This is a genomic window from Salinicoccus carnicancri Crm (assembly GCF_000330705.1).
Taxonomy (GTDB): domain Bacteria; phylum Bacillota; class Bacilli; order Staphylococcales; family Salinicoccaceae; genus Salinicoccus; species Salinicoccus carnicancri.
Genome location: NZ_ANAM01000008.1, coordinates 749,798 through 770,865, shown reverse-complemented (window position 1 = coordinate 770,865; position 21,068 = coordinate 749,798). Strand labels below are relative to the sequence as shown.

Below are 21,068 nucleotides of genomic sequence, written 5' to 3'. Positions count from 1 at the left end.
GTGAAAATTATGCAGATGAAGATATTCTGGGCGTTTTTCAAAGTGGGCATGCTGGGATACGGTGGCGGACCCGCCTCGATTCCGCTGGTTCATAAAGAAGTCGTGGATACATATGAATGGATGACGGATGAGGAGTTCCAGGACTCGCTGGCAATCGCCAATGTACTGCCCGGTCCCATCATCACCAAGCTTGCCGGCTATATCGGTTTCGTTAAAAAGGGGTGGCTGGGCATGCTGAACGCAGTCTTGGCAGCAATCCTGCCGACGATCATCCTGATGATTGCCCTGCTCAAACTGTTTGCGGAGTTCAAGGATCTGGACTGGGTGCAGGGGATGAGCCATGGGGTCATACCGGTAGTCGGTGTCATGCTCATCATACTGACGTATGAATTTCTGGAGAAGGCGAAAGCGAAGACGACATGGAGATTCATCATCCTCTTCACCATCCTGTCGTTCCTGCTGCTCGCCGTACTTGATATCCATCCTGCGATAGTCATCCTGGTGATCGTCGCATTCAGCCTGTTCAGGAAGGAAGGGAGAATATGATATATCTGCAGATATTCATTGCATTTTTCATCCCCGGCGTACTCGGTTACGGCGGTGGCCCCTCCTCCATTCCCCTTGTTGAAGAAGAGGTCGTGCAGAACTACGGGTGGATGACTTCACAGGAATTCGCGGAGGTGCTGGCGTTTGGCAATGCATTGCCCGGCCCGATTGCGACAAAGATGGCCGGCTATATCGGTTTCGAAGTCGGGGGAATCTTCGGCTCGGTGGTGGCGGTGGGTGCGACAGTGCTGCCGTCACTCATGCTGATGGTATTTCTGGCGGGCGTCCTGTACAAGATGAAAGGGACGAAGAAGTTCGAGACACTGACGACGCTGATCAGGCCGGTCATCGCCATATTGCTCGGTGTGATTGCATTCGATTTCTTCGCCGGTTCGTTCGTTGAATCAGGGACAGTCCACACTGTCATTCTGATGGCTGCGAGCTTTGTAATGCTGAAGAAATTCAATATACATCCTGCACTGGTGATCGTTTTCGGTCTCGTGTACGGAGCAATATTGCTGTAAAAAGATATACTGAGTATTAAAGGAGGATGAATGTGCCTGAATTGAACAGACTATTGAAAAATGTAGGCTTGCCGGGGACGAGACAGATGGCGAATCGGGTGGCCGGACAAACTGAAATTATCGACCTGACACTTGGCCAGCCTGACTTCCCTGTGCCGCAGGCAGTCAGAGATCGTGTGATGCAGGCAGTGGACAATGAGCCCATGAAATACTCGCATAACCGCGGGATGATGGAACTGCGCAAAGCAATCACGGATTTCTACAAAGATAAATATACGGCGGAATATGAGCCGTCTGATGAAGTCATTGTGACGAACGGCGGGAGCGAGGCGCTCGATACGATTTTCCGGACAATCATCAACCCCGGGGATGAAGTCATCATGCCGGCCCCGGTCTATACGGGCTATGAACCCATCGTCACGATGCTCGGTGGCACTGCGGTGCTGGTCGATACCACGGAGACGGGGTTTATTCCCACCGCCCAAAAGCTCGAAGCCGCGATGACACAACGGACTAAGGCGGTGCTGCTCAACTATCCGAACAACCCTACAGGTGCAGTCTATCCCAAAGGAACGGTGGCTTCACTTGTGGAGTTGTTCAAGAGACACGATATTTTCATCGTTGTGGATGAAATGTATGCAGAAAATACTCTGGACGGGGAACATCATTCATTCACTTCCTACCCTGCGATCAAGGACAGACTGCTCGCTGTGAACGGTCTGAGCAAATCCCATGCGATGACAGGATGGCGTATCGGCTGGCTGTTGGGCAGTGCCGAAATGATCGAGAAATTGACGCTCGTCCATCTGTACAACACACTGTGCGCCAGTATGCCGAGCCAGATAGCGGCGCTTGAGGCTTTGACGGGTGCTGCGGACGCACCGGCGGAAATGAATGCTGCGTACAAAGAGAGAAGGGATTACATTTACAGACGCCTTGTGAATATGGGCCTTGAAACGGTACTGCCTGAAGGGGCGTTCTATATATTCCCGTCGATCAAAGGGTACAATGAAAGCTCATTCGATTTCGCGGTGGAACTGCTTGAAGAAGCAGGTGTCGCCGTCGTGCCCGGTGCCGCATTTTCAGAATACGGAGAGGGGCATATAAGAATTTCATTTGCGACAGGCATGGAGAATCTTGAAGAAGCAGCCGACCGCATGGAGAAATTTTTGAATGGTAAAAAGAGGTGAGAAACGGCTACAAACGAAGAGGTAAAAAACACCTATGAATGATCTGTTCAGCATACTGGCATCGCTGATGGAGGGTATTCCGCCCGAAGAAACCCACAGAGCCGGTGATACGATCACAAGGATGCTAAAAAGAAGTTCAGTGAAGAAATTTCACGTCCGATCATTCAGGCTGGATTAAAATATGAAGGAGGATTCAAAAATGACGATTTCACAGCAGGATACTTATGAATTGAATAACGGTGTGAAAATGCCGGTAATCGGATTCGGTGTATATAAAATTCCGGAAGAGCAGATGGCGGCAACGATTGGAACAGCACTTGAGGCAGGGTACCGCCATTTCGACACCGCCGCTTTCTACGAGAATGAAAGAGCACTGGGGGACGTCCTGAAGAAATCGGATGTTTCACGTGAAGAACTCTTCATCACGACAAAAGTGTGGAATGATGATCTGGGCTACGAAGAGACACTGAAGGCTTTTGAAACAAGTCTTGAAAAACTGCAGATGGACTATCTCGACCTCTATCTCATCCACTGGCCGATTGAAGGGAAGTATACAGAATCATGGAGGGCATTGGAAAAGCTCTACAAAGATGGACGTGTGAGGGCGATCGGTGTGAGCAACTTCCACAGTCAGCATCTTGAGGAAATATTCAGATTCGCGACGGTAACCCCAATGGTCAACCAGCTGGAATATCATCCTCAGCTTGCCCAAAAGGAAATGCGGGCATTCTGTGATGAACATGGAATTCAGCTCGAAGCATGGGCACCGCTCAAACGCGGGGCGTTCTTCGGCGATCCCGTTATCCGGGAACTCGCCGAAAAGTACGGCAAAACACCTGCACAGATCGTGCTGAGATGGGATATCCAGACAGGTGTATCCACCATACCGAAATCAGTGACACCAGGACGTATACGGCAGAACATCGATATTTTTGATTTTGAACTGACAGAAGGTGACATGGAACGTCTGGATACTCTGGATACGCATGAAAGGCTGGGGAAAGATCCGGACAATTTCAGTTTTGATGACTGAAGCGCGCGTCCGTGGAAAAGTGGCCGGGATATTCCTCCCGGCCACTTTTTGAAATTCATCCGAATATTCTCCTGATCAGTTCTGCAAGGCATTCTTCAGTATTCTCCATGACTTCATTGACATCTTTGCTGTCATCTGCGAGGGACCAGGTCTGTGCGAAATGTGCCGACAGGTCTTCGGTAATCTGGCCGGATATAAGGTAGACCGGCACACCATACCTGTCTGCACATTCTGCTACAACCGAAGGGGCTTTGCCATCCATCGTCTGGATGTCGCTCCTGCCTTCCCCTGTAATGATCAGGTCAGCCTTTTTGACGGCGTCTTCAAGGCCGATCATTTCTGCAATCAGCGTGCCGCCATTCTTCATGTTTGCACCCATGTTCGCAAGCATCCAGCCGAGCCCGCCGGCTGCACCGGCACCCGGTGTACTGCTGTGGTCTTCTTTGAATATATCCATTGCCTTATGGTGCAGATGGACGAGCATGTTTTCAAACGGGCTGATCTGTTCAGGTTTCAGACCTTTTTGCGGTCCGAATACGGAAATTGCACCGTAGTCACCGAACAATGGATTGGTGACGTCCGAGGCAATCGTCATCTTCACGCCATCCAGCATTCGCAGGCTGTCGATGAACAGTTCATCAATCTTTCCTATATCTTCATTCATTACAGATACAGGTTTTCCCGACGCATCCTTTGCCATGCCGCCGAGTGCCATGAACATGCCGAAACCGCCGTCGTTGGTGGCGGAACCGCCAAGGCCCAGTATGATGTGGCGTGCACCCCGGTCGAGGGCATTGAGCATGAGTTCCCCGACACCGAACGAGGTGCGGCGACCGGGCTCAGAGCCCGTCAAAAGATGCAGTCCGCAAGCCTCTGCGGTTTCGAGTATTGCCGTATCTTCCTTCATATAATAGACTGCCGGCACCGTACTTCCTTCAGGCCCGGTGACATTCAGATCAATCTTTTCATAACCTTCATCGACAAAACAATTCAGCAGGCCGTCCCCGCCGTCACTCATCGGTTTGGTGATGGGCAGGTGGCCAATGTCTGTAAGTGTGCGTGCCATGATGTCCGCAGCTTTTTTCTGGTCCAGTGTTCCTTTATATGAATCGGGGGCGAGGACAATTTTCATAATTTCATCTCCCCGCCAAGATCGATCGAGTAGTGCTCCAACAAATAATGGGGGACAAAAAAGCGTGCGGTTTTCAATGGGTCGACGACTTGGTTGATCTGTGTCTCACCAATCAGACTCATCAGCATCGCAATTTCCGGCAGTGACAGGCCGGTGTGTGGCCGGAGCAGTTTGATCATCTGCCTGACTGAGTCATCCACCGCCTCGTCCAGGCATTCATGCGAAACCATCATATTCAGGCCTTCTGTATCAATCAGGACAGGATGATTTGTACTGATGCCCGATGCTTTCTCCAGTCTGACTGTCACTCTGGCAGCCGTCTCCAGTCCGCTGATGCCCACTTCGCCATCGCCCATCTTTGCGTGAACATCACCGAGCCCGAACAGTGCCCCTTCATGGAAAACCGGGAGATAAAGCACAGCGCCCTCAGTCATTTTGCTGCAGTCCATATTGCCGCCGTGGGCTCCCGGTGTACTGTTCGGCACGCGACCTGCGGCCGGGGCAGTGCCGATGACGCCAATCATGGGGCTGAGGGGCACCGTCATTCCGTTGAATTCCGTTGTATTATTTTCTTTATCAAGGTCGAAAAATTTAACGTGGCGTTCCTCGATATAATCTTTCATGACACCGCCCTGTGGTCCGGCAGTTGCCAGGCCTCTGTCCCCCAGTTCGATTTTTTCGACAGAGGCTTTGAGAACATCACCGGCAGAGAGGCCTCTTACGAAAATAGGGCCTGTGGCCGGGTTCTGGCGGCTCCAGTCGACAGTGCCGAAATCCATATCGGGTGAGGTGATCTGATCTTCAAAACAGTCCACTGTATGAATATGTACAGTGTCTCCGGCATCGATTTCGAGCGCCGGTGCGATAGTTGCGGACATTTCATAGTATAGATGGGAACTGTCCAATTGATGCTGCACAAAAACACCCCTTTAAATCTTTCTGAAACCTCTGTCGTACTGCTCGGGGATGAATGATCTATCCGCCGGATTCTGTTTGCGGTTTGCATTCATCACCCAGTAGGGATCACGGAGCAGTCCGCGGCCGATTGCTGTAAGGTCGGCATCTCCGGAAGCGATGACGTGTTCGGCGACATTGACATCTTCAAGCAGTCCGACGGCAATGACAGGGGTGCCTGTCTCCTCTTTTATCCTTCTTGCATAAGGCACCATGTAGCCGGGGTAGGGTCCCTGGAAGCGCTCTTTGGATGGTGTGCCTTCCCCGCCGGCGGAAACATCGATCATATCCACGCCCGCTTCCGTATAGCGTTTGGCAAGTTCAATGCCGTGCTCGAGATCATACCCGCCTTCAGCGTATTCCACAGAGGAAATCCTGATGACAAGGGGCATGTCCTCCGGCATGACGGACTTGACCGCTTCGATTACCCGGACCCCGAACAGAGCGTAGTCCTGTCCGTATTCATCGTCTCTTTTATTGCTGAGGGGGGACTGGAACTGGTGGATCAGGTAGCCGTGGGCCCCGTGGATTTCAATAGTGTCAAACCCTGCCTCGACAGCACGCACCGCACCCCATTTATAGGCATCGACCATCTCATCGACTTCATCGGTGGTAAGTGCATGGGGTGTTTTGAATCTGTCGCTGAATGCAATCGCAGAACTGGATACGGGTTCCGGCGCATCCTGGGCCTTACGTCCGGCATGGGCAAGCTGGATGCCTATTTTCGCCCCCTGCCTGTGGCAGGCATCGACTATCCGTTTGTAGTGGGGGACGTGGCCGTCCGACCATATGCCGAGGCAGTGATCGGTAATCCTTCCGCGCTCTTCGACATTAGTCATTTCCATCATGATCAGGCCTGTGCCGCCGACTGCACGGGAGGTGTAGTGGGTGAAGTGCCATTCATTCGGAATGCCGTCCTCTGCACTGTACTGGCACATCGGCGCCATGACCACGCGGTTGCGGAGTGTGAGGTTCTTGATCTTGTAGGGTTCAAATAATGTTGACATCAGAGATTCCTCCTTTAATGTTAATTTTATTGTTACGGAAACTGGGTTAAACATCAAAGATAAAGGCTCGGCCGGCAATAAAAATCCCTCCGGGATGGAGGGTAAGTTATCTTCCGTTCTCTTTGAACGTGAGGATCCGTTCTTCAATTGCATCCCTGACGTTTTTGAAGACGGCATGAATCTCTTCGTCCGTACCGGACGCTTTTGCCGGGTCTTCGAAACCCCAGTGCATACGCATTACATGCGGAGGTGTCACTGGACAATTATCATCCGCATCTCCGCAGAGTGTGATGACGTAATCCGACCTGTCGAGCAGTTCCCTGTCAATGACACTCGATTCCTGTCCGGTAATATCAATGCCGGATTCCTCCATGATGGATACTGCTTTAGGGTTCATGCCATGGGCTTCGATCCCTGCAGAATACACTTCGTAGTGTCCGTCGAGATATTTACGGCCAAACCCTTCGGCAATCTGACTTCTGCAGGAATTTCCGGTACATAGAAAATAAACGATTGGTTTTGACATATTACAGTCTCCTTTAATTAAGAAATTATCAACAGCCATGCAAACAGTCCGAGTAGAGTGATGAAAAGGACAGGGAGTGTAAGCAGCAGACCTATTTTGAAGTAGTAGCCCCATGAAATACGGACACCTTTTTTCTTGAGCACATGCAGCCAAAGCAGTGTAGCGAGTGAACCGATCGGTGTAATTTTCGGTCCGAGATCCGAACCGATTACATTGGCGTATATAAGTCCTTCTTTGACGAGTCCCGCTGCCCCTGATTCCGCGATGGCCAGGGCATCAATCATGACAGTAGGCATGTTATTCATTACAGAGGATAATATCGCGGCGGTAAAACCCATCACCATCGTGCCGGCGAATAGCCCCTGATCGGCTGCGAGTCCGATGAACTTCCCGAGGAGGTTTGTCAGGCCGGCATTTTGAAGGCCATACACCACAACGTACATACCGAGGGAGAAGAACACAATATCCCATGGGGCTCCTTTAATTACCTGTCGGACCGGAACCGCGTCGCTTTTCCTGGCCATGAAGACAAAGGACAAAGCAATGATTCCTGCGATGGCCGACACAGGAATCCCAAGCGGCTCGCTCATAAAATAGCCGATGAGCAGAAGTGTGAGTACCAGCCAGGACCAGTTGAAAAGTCTGCGGTCGCGTATCGCTTCAACAGGCTCTTTAAGATCATTGACATTATAATCAGATGGAAGATCTTTTCTGAAAAAGATGTATAGTACAATGATGCTTGCCATGATGGAGAATAAGTTGGGGACAACCATCCGTGATGCATACTCCATAAAACCGATGCCAAAGAAATCCGCCGAGACGATATTTACAAGATTGCTGACAACAAAGGGCAGTGATGCGGTATCTGCGATGAAGCCACTCGCCATAATGAATGGCATGACCATCTTTTCCGTAAAATTGAGGTTCCGGACCATCGCAAGTACTATAGGTGTCAAAATCAGCGCAGCACCGTCGTTTGCAAATAATGCGGCAACAACTGCGCCGAGAAGAATGATATAGACAAACATCTTCAGACCGCTTCCGTTGGCAATCCGTGCCATGTGAAGAGCCGACCATTCGAAAAATCCGATTTCATCCAATACGAGTGAAATCAGTATTACTGCAACGAAGGTAAGTGTTGCATTCCACACAATACCCCAGACAGTGCCGACATCACCGAAACTGACGACACCGAAAATCAGGGCGACGAGTGCACCGGCACAGGAGGACCATCCGATGCCAAGCCCCTTGGGCTGTCTGATGACGAGGAACAAAGTGACGAGAAATATGATTATGGCAATTACAGCAGTGAAATTATCCATCAGCAGCATGACCCCTCTTCGCATTTTGAAAACAGCCGATCGACATGTTCATCAATTTCAGGTATGCCTCTGATGAGATAAGGCACAATGTCATAGAACCTGCTTCCTTCATCGAGTGAAAGATAGGTCCAGTATCCATCTCTTCTGGCTTTTACAAGTCCGATATTCCGCAGTTTTTTCAAATGCTGGCTTACTGCCGGCTGGCTCATCCCGAAACATTCGGTAAAATCGCATACACAGCACTCTTTCCGGTTCATCATGGCAATCATGGAAAGTCTGGATGTGTCACCGAGGATTTTAAATAGTTCCGCGGTTTCTGAAATATTGCTTTTAATTTTTTCCAATTTTCATGCCCCATTCTATACAGATAATATTCATGTAGCAAAAATCATTATATAAGCGAATGGTTATATGGTCAATGGGGTAAAGTACATTGTGGTTCTAGGCATGAATTATCTTAAATGGAAACGCAGCGGAGCTTTCGCCTGATCAGCGGTCCGCTACGTTTCAGACCGACGGATATTGAAGATGTTTAAAATAAAAGTTTACATCGGGAGTGGAGAGGTTAGAAGTTTATTGTGTTGTGTGAATACTTATTAAATGGAGGAATCATCAATGAGTTCGAATATTTATGGTAACACTCCCCCGATGCTCGGCGGAAAAAATCTGACAGGTGCGGATGCCTATGATACGGATGTACTGGTCTACGGGGTGCCATGGGAAGGTGCATGCACATGGGGCGATTATACGGGCAGTGAACTGGGGCCGAAACAGATCAGGCTTTCATCCGCAAGATACAGCACATATCTGCCGGAACTAGATCACATCAATGTGGAGGATCATATGGCCATCGGTGATGTGGGGGATGTGAGCGTCATCCCCCACGACGTCCCGGGAACGATGGAGCGTATCGAAGAATTTACTGAGGAACTGTGGAATTCAGGGAAGTTCCTTGTCGGCCTCGGCGGAGATCACGGCATCACCTATCCAGTTGTCAAAGCACTGACAAACTCGGGTAAAAAAGTGGGTATCATCCATCTGGACTCACATTATGATAATATGCCGCACCATGAAGGTGATAAATTTGCACGCAGTACGCCGTTCATGCGTCTCTATGAAACCGAAGGTGTGAGGAATGAGAGCCTCATCCATACAGGGATCAAAGGGCCGCGCAATAAGCCGGAGACAGGGAGGTATGCCAGGGAGAACGGCGCTGTTACACTGACGATTAATGATATCAGGGAAGCAGAAGACTTAAGGGCCTATGCCAATGAGATATATGATATGGCTGCAAAGGATGTTGATGTGGTCTATCTTACCATCTGCAGTGACGTCCTTGATTTTGCTTTTAATCCGGGTGGTCCGGTGGACGGCAATGGACTTACTTCATATGAGCTTTTGACAATGATCTATGAGTTTGCAAAACGCGGTCTCTGCGGCATGGACTTCGTTGAAGTCTATCCGCAGCAGGATACCAACCAGAATTCGGCGCACTTCGTGTCCACTGCAGTTCTTTATGTACTTGCAGGGCATATACACGGTACCCATCATAAATAAGTGAAGGAAGGGGAAACCCTTCCTTTTTTAACAGGGGTGAGGAAGAAATGTTTGTACAAATCAAAGAAAAATTGAAGATGTTCGGACCGGGGGCAATTGTAACAGCATCCTTCATAGGTCCCGGCACAGTAACTACAGCCACACGGGCCGGCGCAGGTTTCGGATTTGCGCTGCTCTGGGCCATCATATTTTCTATTCTCGCTACAATCATCCTTCAGGAGATGGTGGCAAGGATAGGTATTGTCACGAAGCAGGGACTGGGTGAAAATATCCGTGACCTTTTTGATAATGTCATTTTAAAATTCGCAGCGGTCTGGATAGTGATGATTGCAGTCTGCGTAGGCTGTGCCGCCTATATCAGCGGGGATCTTCTCGGGACGTCCCTCGGGGTATCATACTTATTCGGCATACCGGAAAATTATGTGGCACCGGTCATCGGTGTAATTATCCTGCTTCTTGGTTTGAGCGGCAGCTATAAGATCATCGAGAAGCTCATGCTTTTCCTCATAGCGGTAATGTGCATCACTTTCATCACGACAATGATCGTATCCGGACCTGAAATCTCAGAAGTGCTGAAGGGGGCGTTCATCCCCGGTATTCCGAACGGTTCGATTTTGATGATCATCGCTCTGATAGGTACTACTGTAGTACCTTATAATTTCTTCATACATGCAACGACTGTGAGTGAGAAGTGGGACAGTGCCGAGGGGCTGAGGGAGTCCCGCTGGGATACGATCATAACCATTACTGTCGGAGGCATCATTACTGCTGCAATCCTCATCACTGCCGGTGCCCTCATCCACGGCAGGGAAGTGACCAGCATCGTTGAACTGGCAGCTCCGCTCGAACCGCTGATGGGAGAGTTTGCTCCACTGTTCATCAGCATGGGCCTGTTTGCAGCAGGCTTTTCCTCCGCGACGGCCTCTCCCATGGGCGCGGCTGTCACTGTGAGCAGTTTCATGAGATGGGAGGGCGGTTTTGACAATGCGAAGTATAAAGTTGTGTTTGCACTGGTCATCGGCCTCGGTATCGTTACATCTGCGCTTGGTCTGGAACCGCTCGAGGTACTTTTGTTTGCCCAGGCCTTGAATGGTCTGATACTGCCAATCATCGCAATCCTCATCATGATCGTGATAAACAAAAAGAATTTCATGGGCGAACATATCAACCCGCTGTGGCTGAACATAGTCGGCTGGGCGGTCGCGGCTGTCGTCTCATTCCTCGGTATATACAGCCTTGTGGATGCCGTGACTGCATTTATGTAGGCTGAATCGATTCAAACCGGAGCTGTTTTGATTTATAATTCATATAAGAACTTTTAGAAAGGGTGTAAGCAGGTATGAAAGTACAGGCAAAATGGACGGGCGGCATGGCGTTCAATTCGACAGGTGACAGTTCCGGCTATGATGTGACAATGGATGCGTCGGGGCAAGTGGGAGGCAACGACAGTGGCCCCCGCCCGATGGAGATGATCCTTCACGGCGTGGCGGGATGCATGGGAATCGACCTGTGCGTCATCATGCGCCGTGAGATGGAAAGGATAGAGTCCATTGAAATAGATATTGACGGAGACAGAAGGGACACTGAGCCCAAAAGTTTTACCAAAGTGGATCTGACGGTGAGGATCAAAGGCGATGTGACAGCAAAAGTTGCACAGCGTGCAGTGGATCTTTCAGCGGATAAATATTGTTCCGCCATCAACTCCCTGAATGCAGAGGTGGTCACCCGCCTTGAACTGAACGGGGAAGAACAATAGGAAAACCGGTGCAACCGAATTTTCGGGGGGCACCGGTTTCTTTGCGTCAATTTTCATAGAAGTCTGTCTCTGACAGATCTTTGAACTGTATGATGATTTCTGAGATGCGGTCCTCCTGTGTATAGTTCATCATTACGTAATAGCCGTTGTCCGTGTCACTGTCATAGATCATGCGGAAGTCGGAAGTTTCATCTCTCGTCGGCCATCCGAAATTCTCAACAGCATCGGATTTGTAGAAATCGTCCGGGAAGATGATGATGCCGTCAACTTTCAGATCTTCCAGATCCCCCGAGTCTCCGGCAGAAGCCGGGAAATTGAATCCGATATGATCATAGTGGTAATAGGTGCCATCGATAATACTGCCTTTGCCGGAAGGTTCCCCCAGGGTATTCATCATGTAATCATAGCTTGAGTGGACGGTCACCGTCCTGTATTCATAACTGCCGTTAAAGAAATTTGAAATGAAGGCGGGGCTTGTAACATCTATCGGCTTGATTTCAGGCGGTGACTGTGCTTCTTCTGTGGAAGTCTCCTCCTGGGTTTTCCGTGTTGATCCTTCGTCTGTCCTTTCATCCGCCGGGTCTCCGGACATGCCGAAGCAGGCGGTGAAAGCAAACGGTATGAATGAAAGCATCAGAAAAAACTTCATGTTATCAGGCTCCTGCTCCTTTAAGTGTTGTCTGTGTCCTGCCGGGTATCCCTCGGTCTCTCTGCGCAGACGGGCGGGCATGATTACGTAGGTGAAATCATCTGACCCTCTCCCGGGGTGATGAGCCCATCGTTGCGGAGTCTTCCAATGAGCTGTATATTGGCAGAAAGATCCAGACCTTTAAATATGATTATAGTGGACAGTTTCATAAAATACTAGCGGAGGTGATCCGTATGCTTATAATCGACACACTTGAAATGGATTATGGGAAATTTCAGATGAAGGTGGAAAACATGCATTTTGGCGAGGGTCTGCATGTCATTCTGGGGCCGAATGGCAGCGGTAAAAGCTCAATGATGAGAGGAATCATCGGATACGGTGGTAAAGAGATGAAGAGACGGGCTGTATGTTATGAAGGGGAAAGGGTTCTGAAGACGCATCGGTTTTTGAGCTATCTTCCCCAAAACACCCCACGGTTCCGCCTCAGTGTGGGACAATATATCAGCCTGACTGCAGATGCAGGGAATCGTTCGCTTCAAGATAGTCTGCTTGAGAGGTTTGATCTGCATTCTCTCTCAGAAAATACGGTGGAAGAGCTGTCGGGCGGTGAATTCAAAAGGGTGCAGTGTGCACAGGTTGCGATGGAACAAAAAGCGGTCCTGCTGCTGGATGAGGTGGAGCAGGGACTGGATCTCAAGTACCAGCACCGGATATTGAAGTGGATGAAAGGGGAAGCGGCCAAAAAAACAGTCATCGCAAATATGCATGATGTGCCGCTTGCAATGACCTATGCCGATACTATGACGATGATGAGGGACGGTAAAGTCTTAGTGCAGGGTGTCAGCCCTGAAGATGTCACGTCAGAGATGCTCTCGGACTGCTACTCTATTCCACTGACAGTCGAAAGGCGGGAGGGCAGACCATGGGTATTCCACGATGCCCTATAGTACCGCTCCAAGCGCACCGGAATACTCACCGTTTTTAATGATGTGGGGGGTTGCGCCCTTGAGTCCCGCATACCTTTCTATGATTTCTATCATCACATCGTTGCCCAGCAGGGTGGAGCCAATGAAGACAATGTCTTTTGTGCCAAAACCATCCGCCAGGCTGATGCCCATTGCTGTGACCGTTTCCGCAATCAGACCGATGACTGCATGTAATTTATCCGCATCATTCAGCTTCCGGACGTCGGCTGAAAGAACGCGGCCGAAGTTGCTTGCAGTGAGATCACCCGGGATAGGGGTCGGACGTCCGGCATATATATGGTGGACCTGAAGGTCCACCATATCCCTGCTGCCCTGTCCGGCGAGTCTGATGATGTCTTCATAGGAATCCATGCCTGTCAGGAGGTTGGACAGCCCCATGAGTGTACCGCCGCCGACGCCGGATCCCCCAACCCTCTTCTGTCCGTTTTCATCCGCCTGGTGGAAACTCGTTCCAGTCCCTACATTAAGGTAGACAAAGCGTCCGATTGACAGCCCCTGTTCTTCCATGAGTCTCGATAGCCCACGGTATGTCGCATCGAATTCGACGGACATGCGGGTTGTGCAATTCAAATTTTCGTCCATATATTCGGCCTTGCCGCCGGTCAAATATATTTCATCTTCTGAGTGACAGGCACCCAGATCCTCAATCAGTAAATCTATTTCTGAGGACGGTCTTTTCTCAAACCGTCTTTTTCCGTCTTCAATATAGACGACTTTCAACAGCGTCCCGCCTGCATCGATTCCGATTTTCATAGTCAGCCTCCAGCAAAAAAGAATGTCATTGGCTTTTATTATACCAATGACATTCCTCTTTTTTAATACGAAATTAAGCGATTTTATCTTTGACTTTTTTTCTGCCTGCGTGCCATCGAGGTGTTCGGTTCACGTCTCATGGACTTGGAGACGGATATAATCATGAGGATCAGAATGATTCCGAACGGGAGCCCTGCAAGCAATGACGCTGCCTGGAGGCTGGTGAGGCCGCCTGCGATAATCAAAGTGACAGTGAGCAGTCCGAGCAGTATCCCCCAGATGATTTTGAGGCGTATGTCAGGGTTTTCAGTATTCCCGGAGGTCATGCCGGCCACAATGAAAGTTGCAGAGTCGGCTGATGTCACCAGGAAAGTGAAAATCAGCAGAATTGCCAGTGCCGAGAAGAGCGCTGTCATCGGAAGCTGGTCGAACAGCGCGAAAAGCGCTGCTGTATCATTCTCGAGAACAAGCTCGCCGATGTTTGTTCCGTTGAATAAGTCAGAATAGAGGGCTGTTCCCCCGAGTGCCCCTATCCACAGGAACGACAGCATTGGCGGTACAATCAGTATGCCGAGGACATATTCACGGATGGTACGTCCTTTGGACACACGCGCAACGAAAGATCCGATGAACGGACTCCATGCAATTACCCATGCCCAGTAGAAGACAGTCCATTCCTGAACCCAGACATCGCCGGAATAAGGCTGCATCCTCAGTGAATACCCTACATAGTTTGAAAGATAGTCGCCGAGACCCACAATGATGCTTTCCATGATAAAAGTAAAAGGACCGACTGCCATTACAAAAATTGTGATGACTGCAGCGAGAATCATATTCAGGTTACTCAGCCACTTGATCCCCCTCTTCAGACCGGTTGTTGTGGACAGTATGAAAAGACCTGTCATGACAGCTGTAAGTATGATCTGGGTCAGGGCGCCTGATGGGATGCCGAATGCAATATTCAGCCCGCCATCCATCTGCATGATACCGAGACCGACAGAAGTGGCCATGCCGGTCACAGTTGCGATTACTGCCAGTACATCGATGGCCTTTCTCGCTTTCTGGTTATATTCACTTCCAAACAAAGGTTCAAGGGAAGTGGAAACAAGCCCGTTTTTCTGCTTACGGTATTGTGAATAACCGATGGCAAGGCCAGCAACACCAAATATAGACCATTGTGATATACCCCAGTGGAAGAAGGAGTATCCCATTGCCATTTTAGCTGCAGCTTCATCTTCAACCGGCCCGCCCGTAAACGGCGAAATCATGTAGTGGCTCATCGGTTCTGCCACACCGAAGAATACCAGACCGACACCCAGGCCTGCAGAGAACAGCATGCCTATCCAGGAGCGGAATGAAAACTCCGGTTTTGACCGGTCTCCGCCCAATTTAAGACGGCCGTAAGGTGAAAGTGCAAGGAATATCAGGAACACACCAAAACCAAAGACAGCAATCATGAAAAACCAGCTGAAGTAGTTTGCAATCCATCCATAGACAGATTCCGATGCTACCTGGAATCTCCCGGGTATAAGTATTGCGATGATTGCAGCAATCAGAATGATGCTGGATGATGACCAGAAAACAATACCGAGCTTGGATTTCACCTTCTCAGTCGTCTTAGGGATTTCATCATCCGTGTTCTTTTTAAAATTGTCATTGTCCAAAATTTCTCCCCCTAAATTTCGCAAATTCTTTTTGCTTTACCCCCATCTGCTGTATAATAAACGCAATCAATCACGTTTTTCATCGGGTGACAATGTATATTCACAAGGGTATAGTTAGTATCATAACAAAATGATAAAACTTGTCAAAAAGGGGTTTCAATATGAATGACATCACAATCCGGGAGTACAGAGAAGCAGACAGGGTAAGTCTTGAGACATTTGAATTGAGTGGGAAACAGCAGGTCTATTCCAGCCTGCCGAAGGAGGTGCTGGGAGATGCAGTCAGTGACCCGGACCGTACGGCATGCGTTGTGGAAAACGGGGAAGGTGAGATTGTAGGTTTCTTTGTGCTCCATAAATACTATCAGCATGAAGGATATGATACGCCGCATGAAGTCGTATACATCAGATCTTTATCCATCAACGAGAAACTTCAGGGCAGAGGTTACGGCACGAAAGTTGCCATGGCACTGCCACAGTATGTCCAGGGGAAATATACATCGCTCGATCATCTTTATCTGGTGGTGGATGCAGAGAATCAGGGGGCGTGGAGTCTGTATGAACGCGCCGGCTTCATGCATACGGCGACTAAAGAGGATGGACCGATCGGCAAAGAGCGCCTTTATTACCTGGATCTGGATCAGAAGTACGTACATAATGTAAAGCTTGCGCTCGATGAGTCTGTGGACCTGCCTCATGTCAGGTTGGACATCATTTTGAATCAAAAAGAAAAAGTAGGTTATATAGAGGGCAAAGCGGATAAAGAAGTATTGAGAATCATCCATCTTTATACTGAGGCACCAGAGCGGAACCGGGGCATCGCTTCCACTGCACTGCGTCAGCTGGGGACGTTTCTCAGAAGGAATATGGCTGACATCCGGGAGCTGACTGTGAACGTGGATGACGCTGCAGAAAAAATAAGATTGTTTGAACGTGTCGGGTTTGTTAAATTTGATGAAGATGAAAATGCCAGGCTTTACAAGAAATATATAAACTATTAAATTAGTGCTTGATTCATATAGTGTTTAACTGTATGATATCTTTTGATATTCCAGACTTGAAAGGATGAATTGGATGCGACTGGATGAGTACACTAAGGAAATGATGGATGAGAATTCTTTCATCGACATGTCCCATATTTATTTGGAGGATGAAGGCAGGGAAAAGAATCTCTACGATATCATTGATAAGTTCAAGCAAGTGGGCGGATACACAGATGAGGAAATCGAGAACCGTATCCTTCAATTTTATACAGATCTGAATACCGATGGACGCTTCCTGAGCACCGGAGACGGTGTGTGGGGACTCCGGGACTGGTATTCTGTGGACGATATTTCAGACAAGATTGCACCGACGATACACAAGATCGAGCTTGCTGTCGACGATGAGGATCCCGTGGTCTATGACGAAGAGGATGATGCATTCGATCAGGATAAAGGGCTGGTCGAGGATGATACGGAGAATATTGATTCACCGATCAATGAGAATGAAGTCGAGACGGAAGAAGATCTGGACGATGCACTTGATGAATCAATCGATGACAATATCGAATATGATGACTCTGATGAACTGGAAGACAGCTACGAAGATGAATCGAATCTCTGAAGCAGAGTTTCCAGTTGACTTTCCTTCTAAAAGTGATATTATTTTTATTGGGCTCCCTGAAACAGGGATTGTAAAGAACGGCTCCTTTTCACCAAGTGTGGAAGGGAGCTATTTTTATTTTTACAGGAGGAAGTGCAATGACTAAATATATTTTTGTAACAGGCGGAGTAGTCTCTTCCCTGGGCAAAGGAATCACAGCTGCGTCACTGGGAAGACTGCTGAAAGACAGAGGGTTTTCCATTACGATCCAGAAGTTCGATCCATATCTGAACGTTGATCCGGGAACAATGAGCCCGTATCAGCACGGTGAAGTCTTCGTCACTGACGATGGGGCCGAAACCGACCTCGACCTTGGTCACTACGAGCGTTTCATCGACATCAACCTTCACAAGTATTCCAACGTCACAGCGGGAAAAGTCTATTCTGAAGTCATCAGGAAAGAGCGCCGTGGCGATTACCTCGGAGGTACGGTGCAGGTCATCCCGCACATCACGAACGAGATAAAATCCCGTCTGTTGCAAGCCGGTGAAGAGTCCAATGCGGATATCGTCATAACAGAAATCGGCGGTACGACCGGGGATATAGAATCGCTTCCATTCCTGGAGTCGATCAGGCAGCTGAGAAGTGACCTGGGCTCTGAAAACGTAATGTTTATCCACTGTACTTTGCTTCCATACATCAAAGCTGCAGGTGAAATGAAAACAAAGCCGACCCAGCACAGTGTGAAAGAACTGAGGGGGCTGGGTATACAGCCGGACATGATCGTTGTCCGTTCAGAGTATGAAATGGCTGAAGATATGCGCGATAAAATTGCACTTTTCTGTGATATTGATACCGAAAGCGTGATCGAGGCACGTGATGAGGAGACCATTTACAATATCGTCATCCGTCTCCAGGAACAGCGCATGGATTCCCTTGTCATCAACAGGCTCGGTCTCAGAAGTACCGAGGAAGCGGAACTGGAAGACTGGAAACATCTGCTTGACAACCTGAGCAGGATAAACCGTACAGTCAAAATCGCTCTCGTGGGAAAGTATGTTTCACTGCAGGATGCGTATCTATCAGTGGCGGAATCACTCAGGCACGCCGGGTACGAACAGCGGGCGGAAATCGATATTAAATGGATCAATTCTGAGCATCTGGATGAAAACAATTATGAAGATGAGCTTGCAGATGCAGACGGCATCCTCGTGCCGGGTGGTTTCGGCGAACGTGGTGTCGAAGGCAAGGTCCATACGCTGCGCTATGCCCGTGAACATAAAGTGCCGCTTCTCGGCATCTGCCTCGGCATGCAGCTGGCAACAGTCGAATTCGCGCGCAACGTCGCCGGACTGGAAGGTGCGCACTCCAGCGAACTTGATCCAAAAACACAGCATCCTGTCATCGATCTCATGCCGGATCAGAAAGATGTGGTAGACCTCGGAGGCACACTGCGTCTCGGCAGCTTCCCGTGTGATATCAAAGAGGGTACGGCAGCACGACGATTGTATGGGGTGGGGAATGTGGATGAGAGACACAGACACCGTTACGAGTTCAACAACAAGTACAAAGAACAGCTGGAAGAAGCAGGCATGGTATTCTCAGGAACATCCCCTGACGGACGTCTTGTGGAAATGATCGAGCTCAAAGATCATCCATACTTCGTCGCGGTACAGTTCCACCCGGAATTCCAGTCCAGGCCGACAAGGCCGCACCCGTTGTTCCAGGGTCTGATCCAGGCAAGTATGAAATAGGATATATTATATCGTTCCCCGCAGCCGTTACGGCTGCGGGGCTTTTTGAGTGGATCTGATGCCGCCTTGCCAACGATTTTGATTCGGGGATAAGGGGTGGGGGCTCTTATCATGGATTTGATTTCGATGATAATGGGAGGGCTGCGCTTATTGTCGATTGCGAATCAATGAGGAGAGGCCACAGTATTCTCATCAATGATTTCAAATCAATGATAAGGCAGGGCGTTCTCTTGTTATCGATTTTAAATCGGTGATAAGAGGTGGTTCCTCTCTTATTGTCGATCCGTTTTCAATGATAATCTAGGCGGATCTTTTATTATCGATTGTGGATCAAGGATAAGAGAAGCTCCCCGCTTATCATCGATTCCGGAACGATGATAACAGGAGGGTTAGCATCATCGCACAAAAATCATTGTGATGCGAACTGTATCTCCTCACCTCAATGTATGACGGCCATTGAGGCGCAAATACTCCTGCATATAAAAACCGGAACGGTTTCCCGCCCCGGTATTCAGTAATCTTCGTTTGTCATCTCGTCTATAAGTACATAAAGATGGTTATAGATATAAAGGAAGGCGCTCATGTATGGATTGACGATCTTATCAAAATTCGGCGTCGGTATGAGGGGACGGGGGGATGACAGGTCTATATAATGATGGATCTGGTTCAGCTTTTCAGATTCATGCTTGTTGAAGTTGCATATGAGGGCGAATTCGACACCCGCGGATTCGAGTGATTCGATAAATGTTTTGACTTCCTCATCAAACATACCGGCGGCAACGAGTACGCGGTCTGGAGTCTCGACCCGGGAGATATCATCGAACTGCTTTGCCTTAGGCAGGGAAAGTGTGCCCTCAGTCAGATATTTTTCCATCCCTTTAATATCGTGGAATGTTTTCATGAATATTTCGCCCTCGGAGTGGATGGCCTGGGCGAGGAGTCTTGCAGCCATTTCTATTTCCTCTGACTGTGCATCGATATGGTTGTAAATATTTACGAGTTGAGTCTTTAGAATCTTATCCATGGCACTCTCTCCGTTCTTTTTAATAATACAGCAATATTACCAAAGGATTGCTAATAATTAAATGCTTTTGCTATAATCAATTAGAAGTAACGAATTTTAGGAGGAAATTTACAATGCCTTTAGTATCAATGAAAGATATGCTCAATAAAGCAAGAAAGGAAGGTTATGCTGTCGGGCAGTATAACGTGAACAACCTTGAATTTGCCCAAGGCATCCTGATGGCGACACAGTCCGAGAATGCTCCGGTCATCCTCGGTGTATCCGAAGGTGCCGCAAGATACATGAGTGGTATGAAGACGGTTGTCAAAATGATCGAAGGCCTGATTGAAGACCTTGGCATCACTGTACCAGTGGCAATCCACCTCGATCACGGTTCCAGTTATGAGAAATGTGTAGAAGCGATTGAGGCGGGATTCACTTCCGTCATGATTGATGCTTCCCACGGTCCTTTTGAAGACAACATCGCAACAACTAAAAAAGTTGTTGAATATGCGCATCCCAGAGGTGTTTCCGTGGAAGCGGAACTGGGTGTTGTGGGCGGCCAGGAAGACGATGTAGTCGCAGACGGGGTCATCTATGCGGATCCTGAAGAATGCCGTGAGCTTGTGGAACGTACAGGCATCGACTGCCTGGCGCCTGCACTTGGTTCAGTGCACGGCCCTTACAAAGGTGAGCCGAATCTCGGATTCAAGGAAATGGAAGAAATTGGAAACCAGTCCGATATCCCATTGGTTCTCCACGGGGGAACGGGAATCCCGACCAATGATATCCAAAAGGCGATTTCCTACGGAACTGCCAAAATCAACGTCAACACTGAAAACCAGATTGCCTCTTCAAAAGCTGTAAGGGACACTCTGGACAATGATTCCGAAGTTTATGATCCACGTAAATATTTCGGGCCTGCACGCGAAGCTGTCAAAGCGACTGTACAGGGTAAGATCAAGGAATTCGGTACTTCAAACAAGGCATGATTTTCTACCGGCTGTGAGCCTGTCCCATGGGGGCAGGCTTTTTAATTGCCCCGGCAGCCAAAAATTCCATCATCATGCATGGGAAGCGGATACATAGAAGGAAGCCGTCAAATTCGTTGCCCATTCCATCCCAACT

23 protein-coding genes are annotated in these 21,068 nt (G+C 48.9%); 13 read left to right on the top strand and 10 right to left on the bottom strand.

The genetic code is table 11. The features are described 5' to 3' along the window. Positions 1 to 9 precede the first annotated feature (9 nt). From C792_RS0111745 to C792_RS0111725, 5 genes are read left to right on the top strand one after another with little or no spacing between them, the layout of a single operon-like run. Entirely contained in the window at positions 10 to 546 is a 537-nt protein-coding gene (locus tag C792_RS0111745) for a chromate transporter (protein WP_017549647.1), read from the top strand. Next, positions 543 to 1,070 (top strand): chromate transporter, encoded by a 528-nt coding sequence (locus tag C792_RS0111740; protein WP_017549646.1) that lies wholly within the window; start codon positions 543 to 545, stop codon positions 1,068 to 1,070. The genes C792_RS0111745 and C792_RS0111740 overlap by 4 nt, the downstream gene beginning before the upstream one ends. A 32-nt stretch (positions 1,071 to 1,102) precedes the next feature. After that, positions 1,103 to 2,260 carry an aminotransferase class I/II-fold pyridoxal phosphate-dependent enzyme gene (locus C792_RS0111735; protein WP_017549645.1) on the top strand — a complete coding sequence of 386 codons (1,158 nt, stop codon included), beginning with the start codon at positions 1,103 to 1,105 and terminating at the stop codon, positions 2,258 to 2,260. A 34-nt stretch (positions 2,261 to 2,294) separates the two neighbouring features. Beyond that, on the top strand, positions 2,295 to 2,438 hold the full coding sequence (locus C792_RS14920) for a hypothetical protein (protein ID WP_017549644.1): 144 nt from the start codon (positions 2,295 to 2,297) through the stop codon (positions 2,436 to 2,438). A gap of 21 nt (positions 2,439 to 2,459) precedes the next feature. Next, positions 2,460 to 3,293 (top strand): aldo/keto reductase, encoded by an 834-nt coding sequence (locus tag C792_RS0111725; RefSeq protein ID WP_017549643.1) that lies wholly within the window; start codon positions 2,460 to 2,462, stop codon positions 3,291 to 3,293. Between the two features lie 55 nt (positions 3,294 to 3,348). Here the strand turns inward: C792_RS0111725 and C792_RS0111720 are convergent, their stop codons facing one another. From C792_RS0111720 to C792_RS0111695, 6 genes are all read right to left on the bottom strand, one after another. Next, positions 3,349 to 4,425 carry a glycerate kinase gene (locus C792_RS0111720; protein ID WP_017549642.1) on the bottom strand — a complete coding sequence of 359 codons (1,077 nt, stop codon included), beginning with the start codon at positions 4,423 to 4,425 and terminating at the stop codon, positions 3,349 to 3,351. After that, positions 4,422 to 5,342: an acetamidase/formamidase family protein gene (locus tag C792_RS0111715; RefSeq protein WP_017549641.1), complete on the bottom strand. Its 921-nt coding sequence runs from the start codon at positions 5,340 to 5,342 to the stop codon at positions 4,422 to 4,424. The genes C792_RS0111720 and C792_RS0111715 overlap by 4 nt, the downstream gene beginning before the upstream one ends. A gap of 12 nt (positions 5,343 to 5,354) precedes the next feature. After that, the gene (locus tag C792_RS0111710; protein ID WP_017549640.1) at positions 5,355 to 6,386 is read right to left on the bottom strand and encodes an NADH:flavin oxidoreductase/NADH oxidase; all 1,032 of its coding nucleotides are present in this window, start codon (positions 6,384 to 6,386) and stop codon (positions 5,355 to 5,357) included. A gap of 106 nt (positions 6,387 to 6,492) precedes the next feature. Next, the gene (gene arsC, locus C792_RS0111705) at positions 6,493 to 6,912 is read right to left on the bottom strand and encodes an arsenate reductase (thioredoxin) (RefSeq protein WP_017549639.1); all 420 of its coding nucleotides are present in this window, start codon (positions 6,910 to 6,912) and stop codon (positions 6,493 to 6,495) included. A gap of 17 nt (positions 6,913 to 6,929) precedes the next feature. Then, positions 6,930 to 8,243, bottom strand: a complete 1,314-nt coding sequence (locus C792_RS0111700) for an arsenic transporter (protein ID WP_017549638.1) — start codon at positions 8,241 to 8,243, stop codon at positions 6,930 to 6,932. Continuing rightward, positions 8,234 to 8,578 carry an ArsR/SmtB family transcription factor gene (locus C792_RS0111695; RefSeq protein WP_017549637.1) on the bottom strand — a complete coding sequence of 115 codons (345 nt, stop codon included), beginning with the start codon at positions 8,576 to 8,578 and terminating at the stop codon, positions 8,234 to 8,236. The genes C792_RS0111700 and C792_RS0111695 overlap by 10 nt, the downstream gene beginning before the upstream one ends. 271 nt (positions 8,579 to 8,849) lie before the next feature. Between C792_RS0111695 and C792_RS0111690 the strand changes: the two genes are divergently transcribed. The 3 genes from C792_RS0111690 to C792_RS0111680 all read left to right on the top strand — a co-directional run bounded on the left by C792_RS0111690 (position 8,850) and on the right by C792_RS0111680 (position 11,547). Continuing rightward, positions 8,850 to 9,791: an agmatinase family protein gene (locus tag C792_RS0111690; RefSeq protein ID WP_017549636.1), complete on the top strand. Its 942-nt coding sequence runs from the start codon at positions 8,850 to 8,852 to the stop codon at positions 9,789 to 9,791. Between the two features lie 47 nt (positions 9,792 to 9,838). After that, positions 9,839 to 11,056, top strand: coding sequence for an Nramp family divalent metal transporter (locus C792_RS0111685; RefSeq protein WP_017549635.1), 1,218 nt, complete (start codon positions 9,839 to 9,841; stop codon positions 11,054 to 11,056). Positions 11,057 to 11,130: 74 nt separating this feature from the next. Next, the gene (locus tag C792_RS0111680; RefSeq protein WP_017549634.1) at positions 11,131 to 11,547 is read left to right on the top strand and encodes an OsmC family protein; all 417 of its coding nucleotides are present in this window, start codon (positions 11,131 to 11,133) and stop codon (positions 11,545 to 11,547) included. A gap of 46 nt (positions 11,548 to 11,593) precedes the next feature. On the opposite strand, the gene C792_RS0111675 is transcribed toward C792_RS0111680, so the two are convergent. Then, positions 11,594 to 12,196: a hypothetical protein gene (locus tag C792_RS0111675; protein WP_017549633.1), complete on the bottom strand. Its 603-nt coding sequence runs from the start codon at positions 12,194 to 12,196 to the stop codon at positions 11,594 to 11,596. A 233-nt stretch (positions 12,197 to 12,429) separates the two neighbouring features. On the opposite strand from C792_RS0111675, the gene C792_RS0111670 reads away from it, so the two are divergent. Beyond that, the gene (locus tag C792_RS0111670) at positions 12,430 to 13,143 is read left to right on the top strand and encodes an ATP-binding cassette domain-containing protein (protein WP_017549632.1); all 714 of its coding nucleotides are present in this window, start codon (positions 12,430 to 12,432) and stop codon (positions 13,141 to 13,143) included. Here C792_RS0111670 and coaW read toward each other — a convergent pair. After that, positions 13,138 to 13,935 (bottom strand): type II pantothenate kinase, encoded by a 798-nt coding sequence (gene coaW, locus C792_RS0111665; protein WP_017549631.1) that lies wholly within the window; start codon positions 13,933 to 13,935, stop codon positions 13,138 to 13,140. The genes C792_RS0111670 and coaW overlap by 6 nt on opposite strands. Positions 13,936 to 14,018: 83 nt before the next feature. Beyond that, entirely contained in the window at positions 14,019 to 15,599 is a 1,581-nt protein-coding gene (locus C792_RS14495) for a BCCT family transporter (protein ID WP_017549630.1), read from the bottom strand. Positions 15,600 to 15,760: 161 nt separating this feature from the next. On the opposite strand from C792_RS14495, the gene C792_RS0111655 reads away from it, so the two are divergent. The 3 genes from C792_RS0111655 to C792_RS0111645 all read left to right on the top strand — a co-directional run bounded on the left by C792_RS0111655 (position 15,761) and on the right by C792_RS0111645 (position 18,937). Further along, positions 15,761 to 16,600, top strand: coding sequence for a GNAT family N-acetyltransferase (locus C792_RS0111655; RefSeq protein ID WP_017549629.1), 840 nt, complete (start codon positions 15,761 to 15,763; stop codon positions 16,598 to 16,600). A 73-nt stretch (positions 16,601 to 16,673) separates the two neighbouring features. Beyond that, complete coding sequence (gene rpoE / locus C792_RS0111650) at positions 16,674 to 17,204, top strand: DNA-directed RNA polymerase subunit delta (protein WP_017549628.1); 531 nt, start codon at positions 16,674 to 16,676, stop codon at positions 17,202 to 17,204. A gap of 137 nt (positions 17,205 to 17,341) precedes the next feature. Then, positions 17,342 to 18,937: a CTP synthase gene (locus tag C792_RS0111645; protein WP_017549627.1), complete on the top strand. Its 1,596-nt coding sequence runs from the start codon at positions 17,342 to 17,344 to the stop codon at positions 18,935 to 18,937. A gap of 511 nt (positions 18,938 to 19,448) precedes the next feature. Here C792_RS0111645 and C792_RS0111640 read toward each other — a convergent pair. Further along, positions 19,449 to 19,961: a DUF2529 family protein gene (locus C792_RS0111640; RefSeq protein ID WP_017549626.1), complete on the bottom strand. Its 513-nt coding sequence runs from the start codon at positions 19,959 to 19,961 to the stop codon at positions 19,449 to 19,451. 113 nt (positions 19,962 to 20,074) lie between these two features. Between C792_RS0111640 and C792_RS0111635 the strand changes: the two genes are divergently transcribed. Beyond that, complete coding sequence (locus C792_RS0111635; protein ID WP_017549625.1) at positions 20,075 to 20,932, top strand: class II fructose-bisphosphate aldolase; 858 nt, start codon at positions 20,075 to 20,077, stop codon at positions 20,930 to 20,932. Positions 20,933 to 21,068 lie beyond the last annotated feature (136 nt).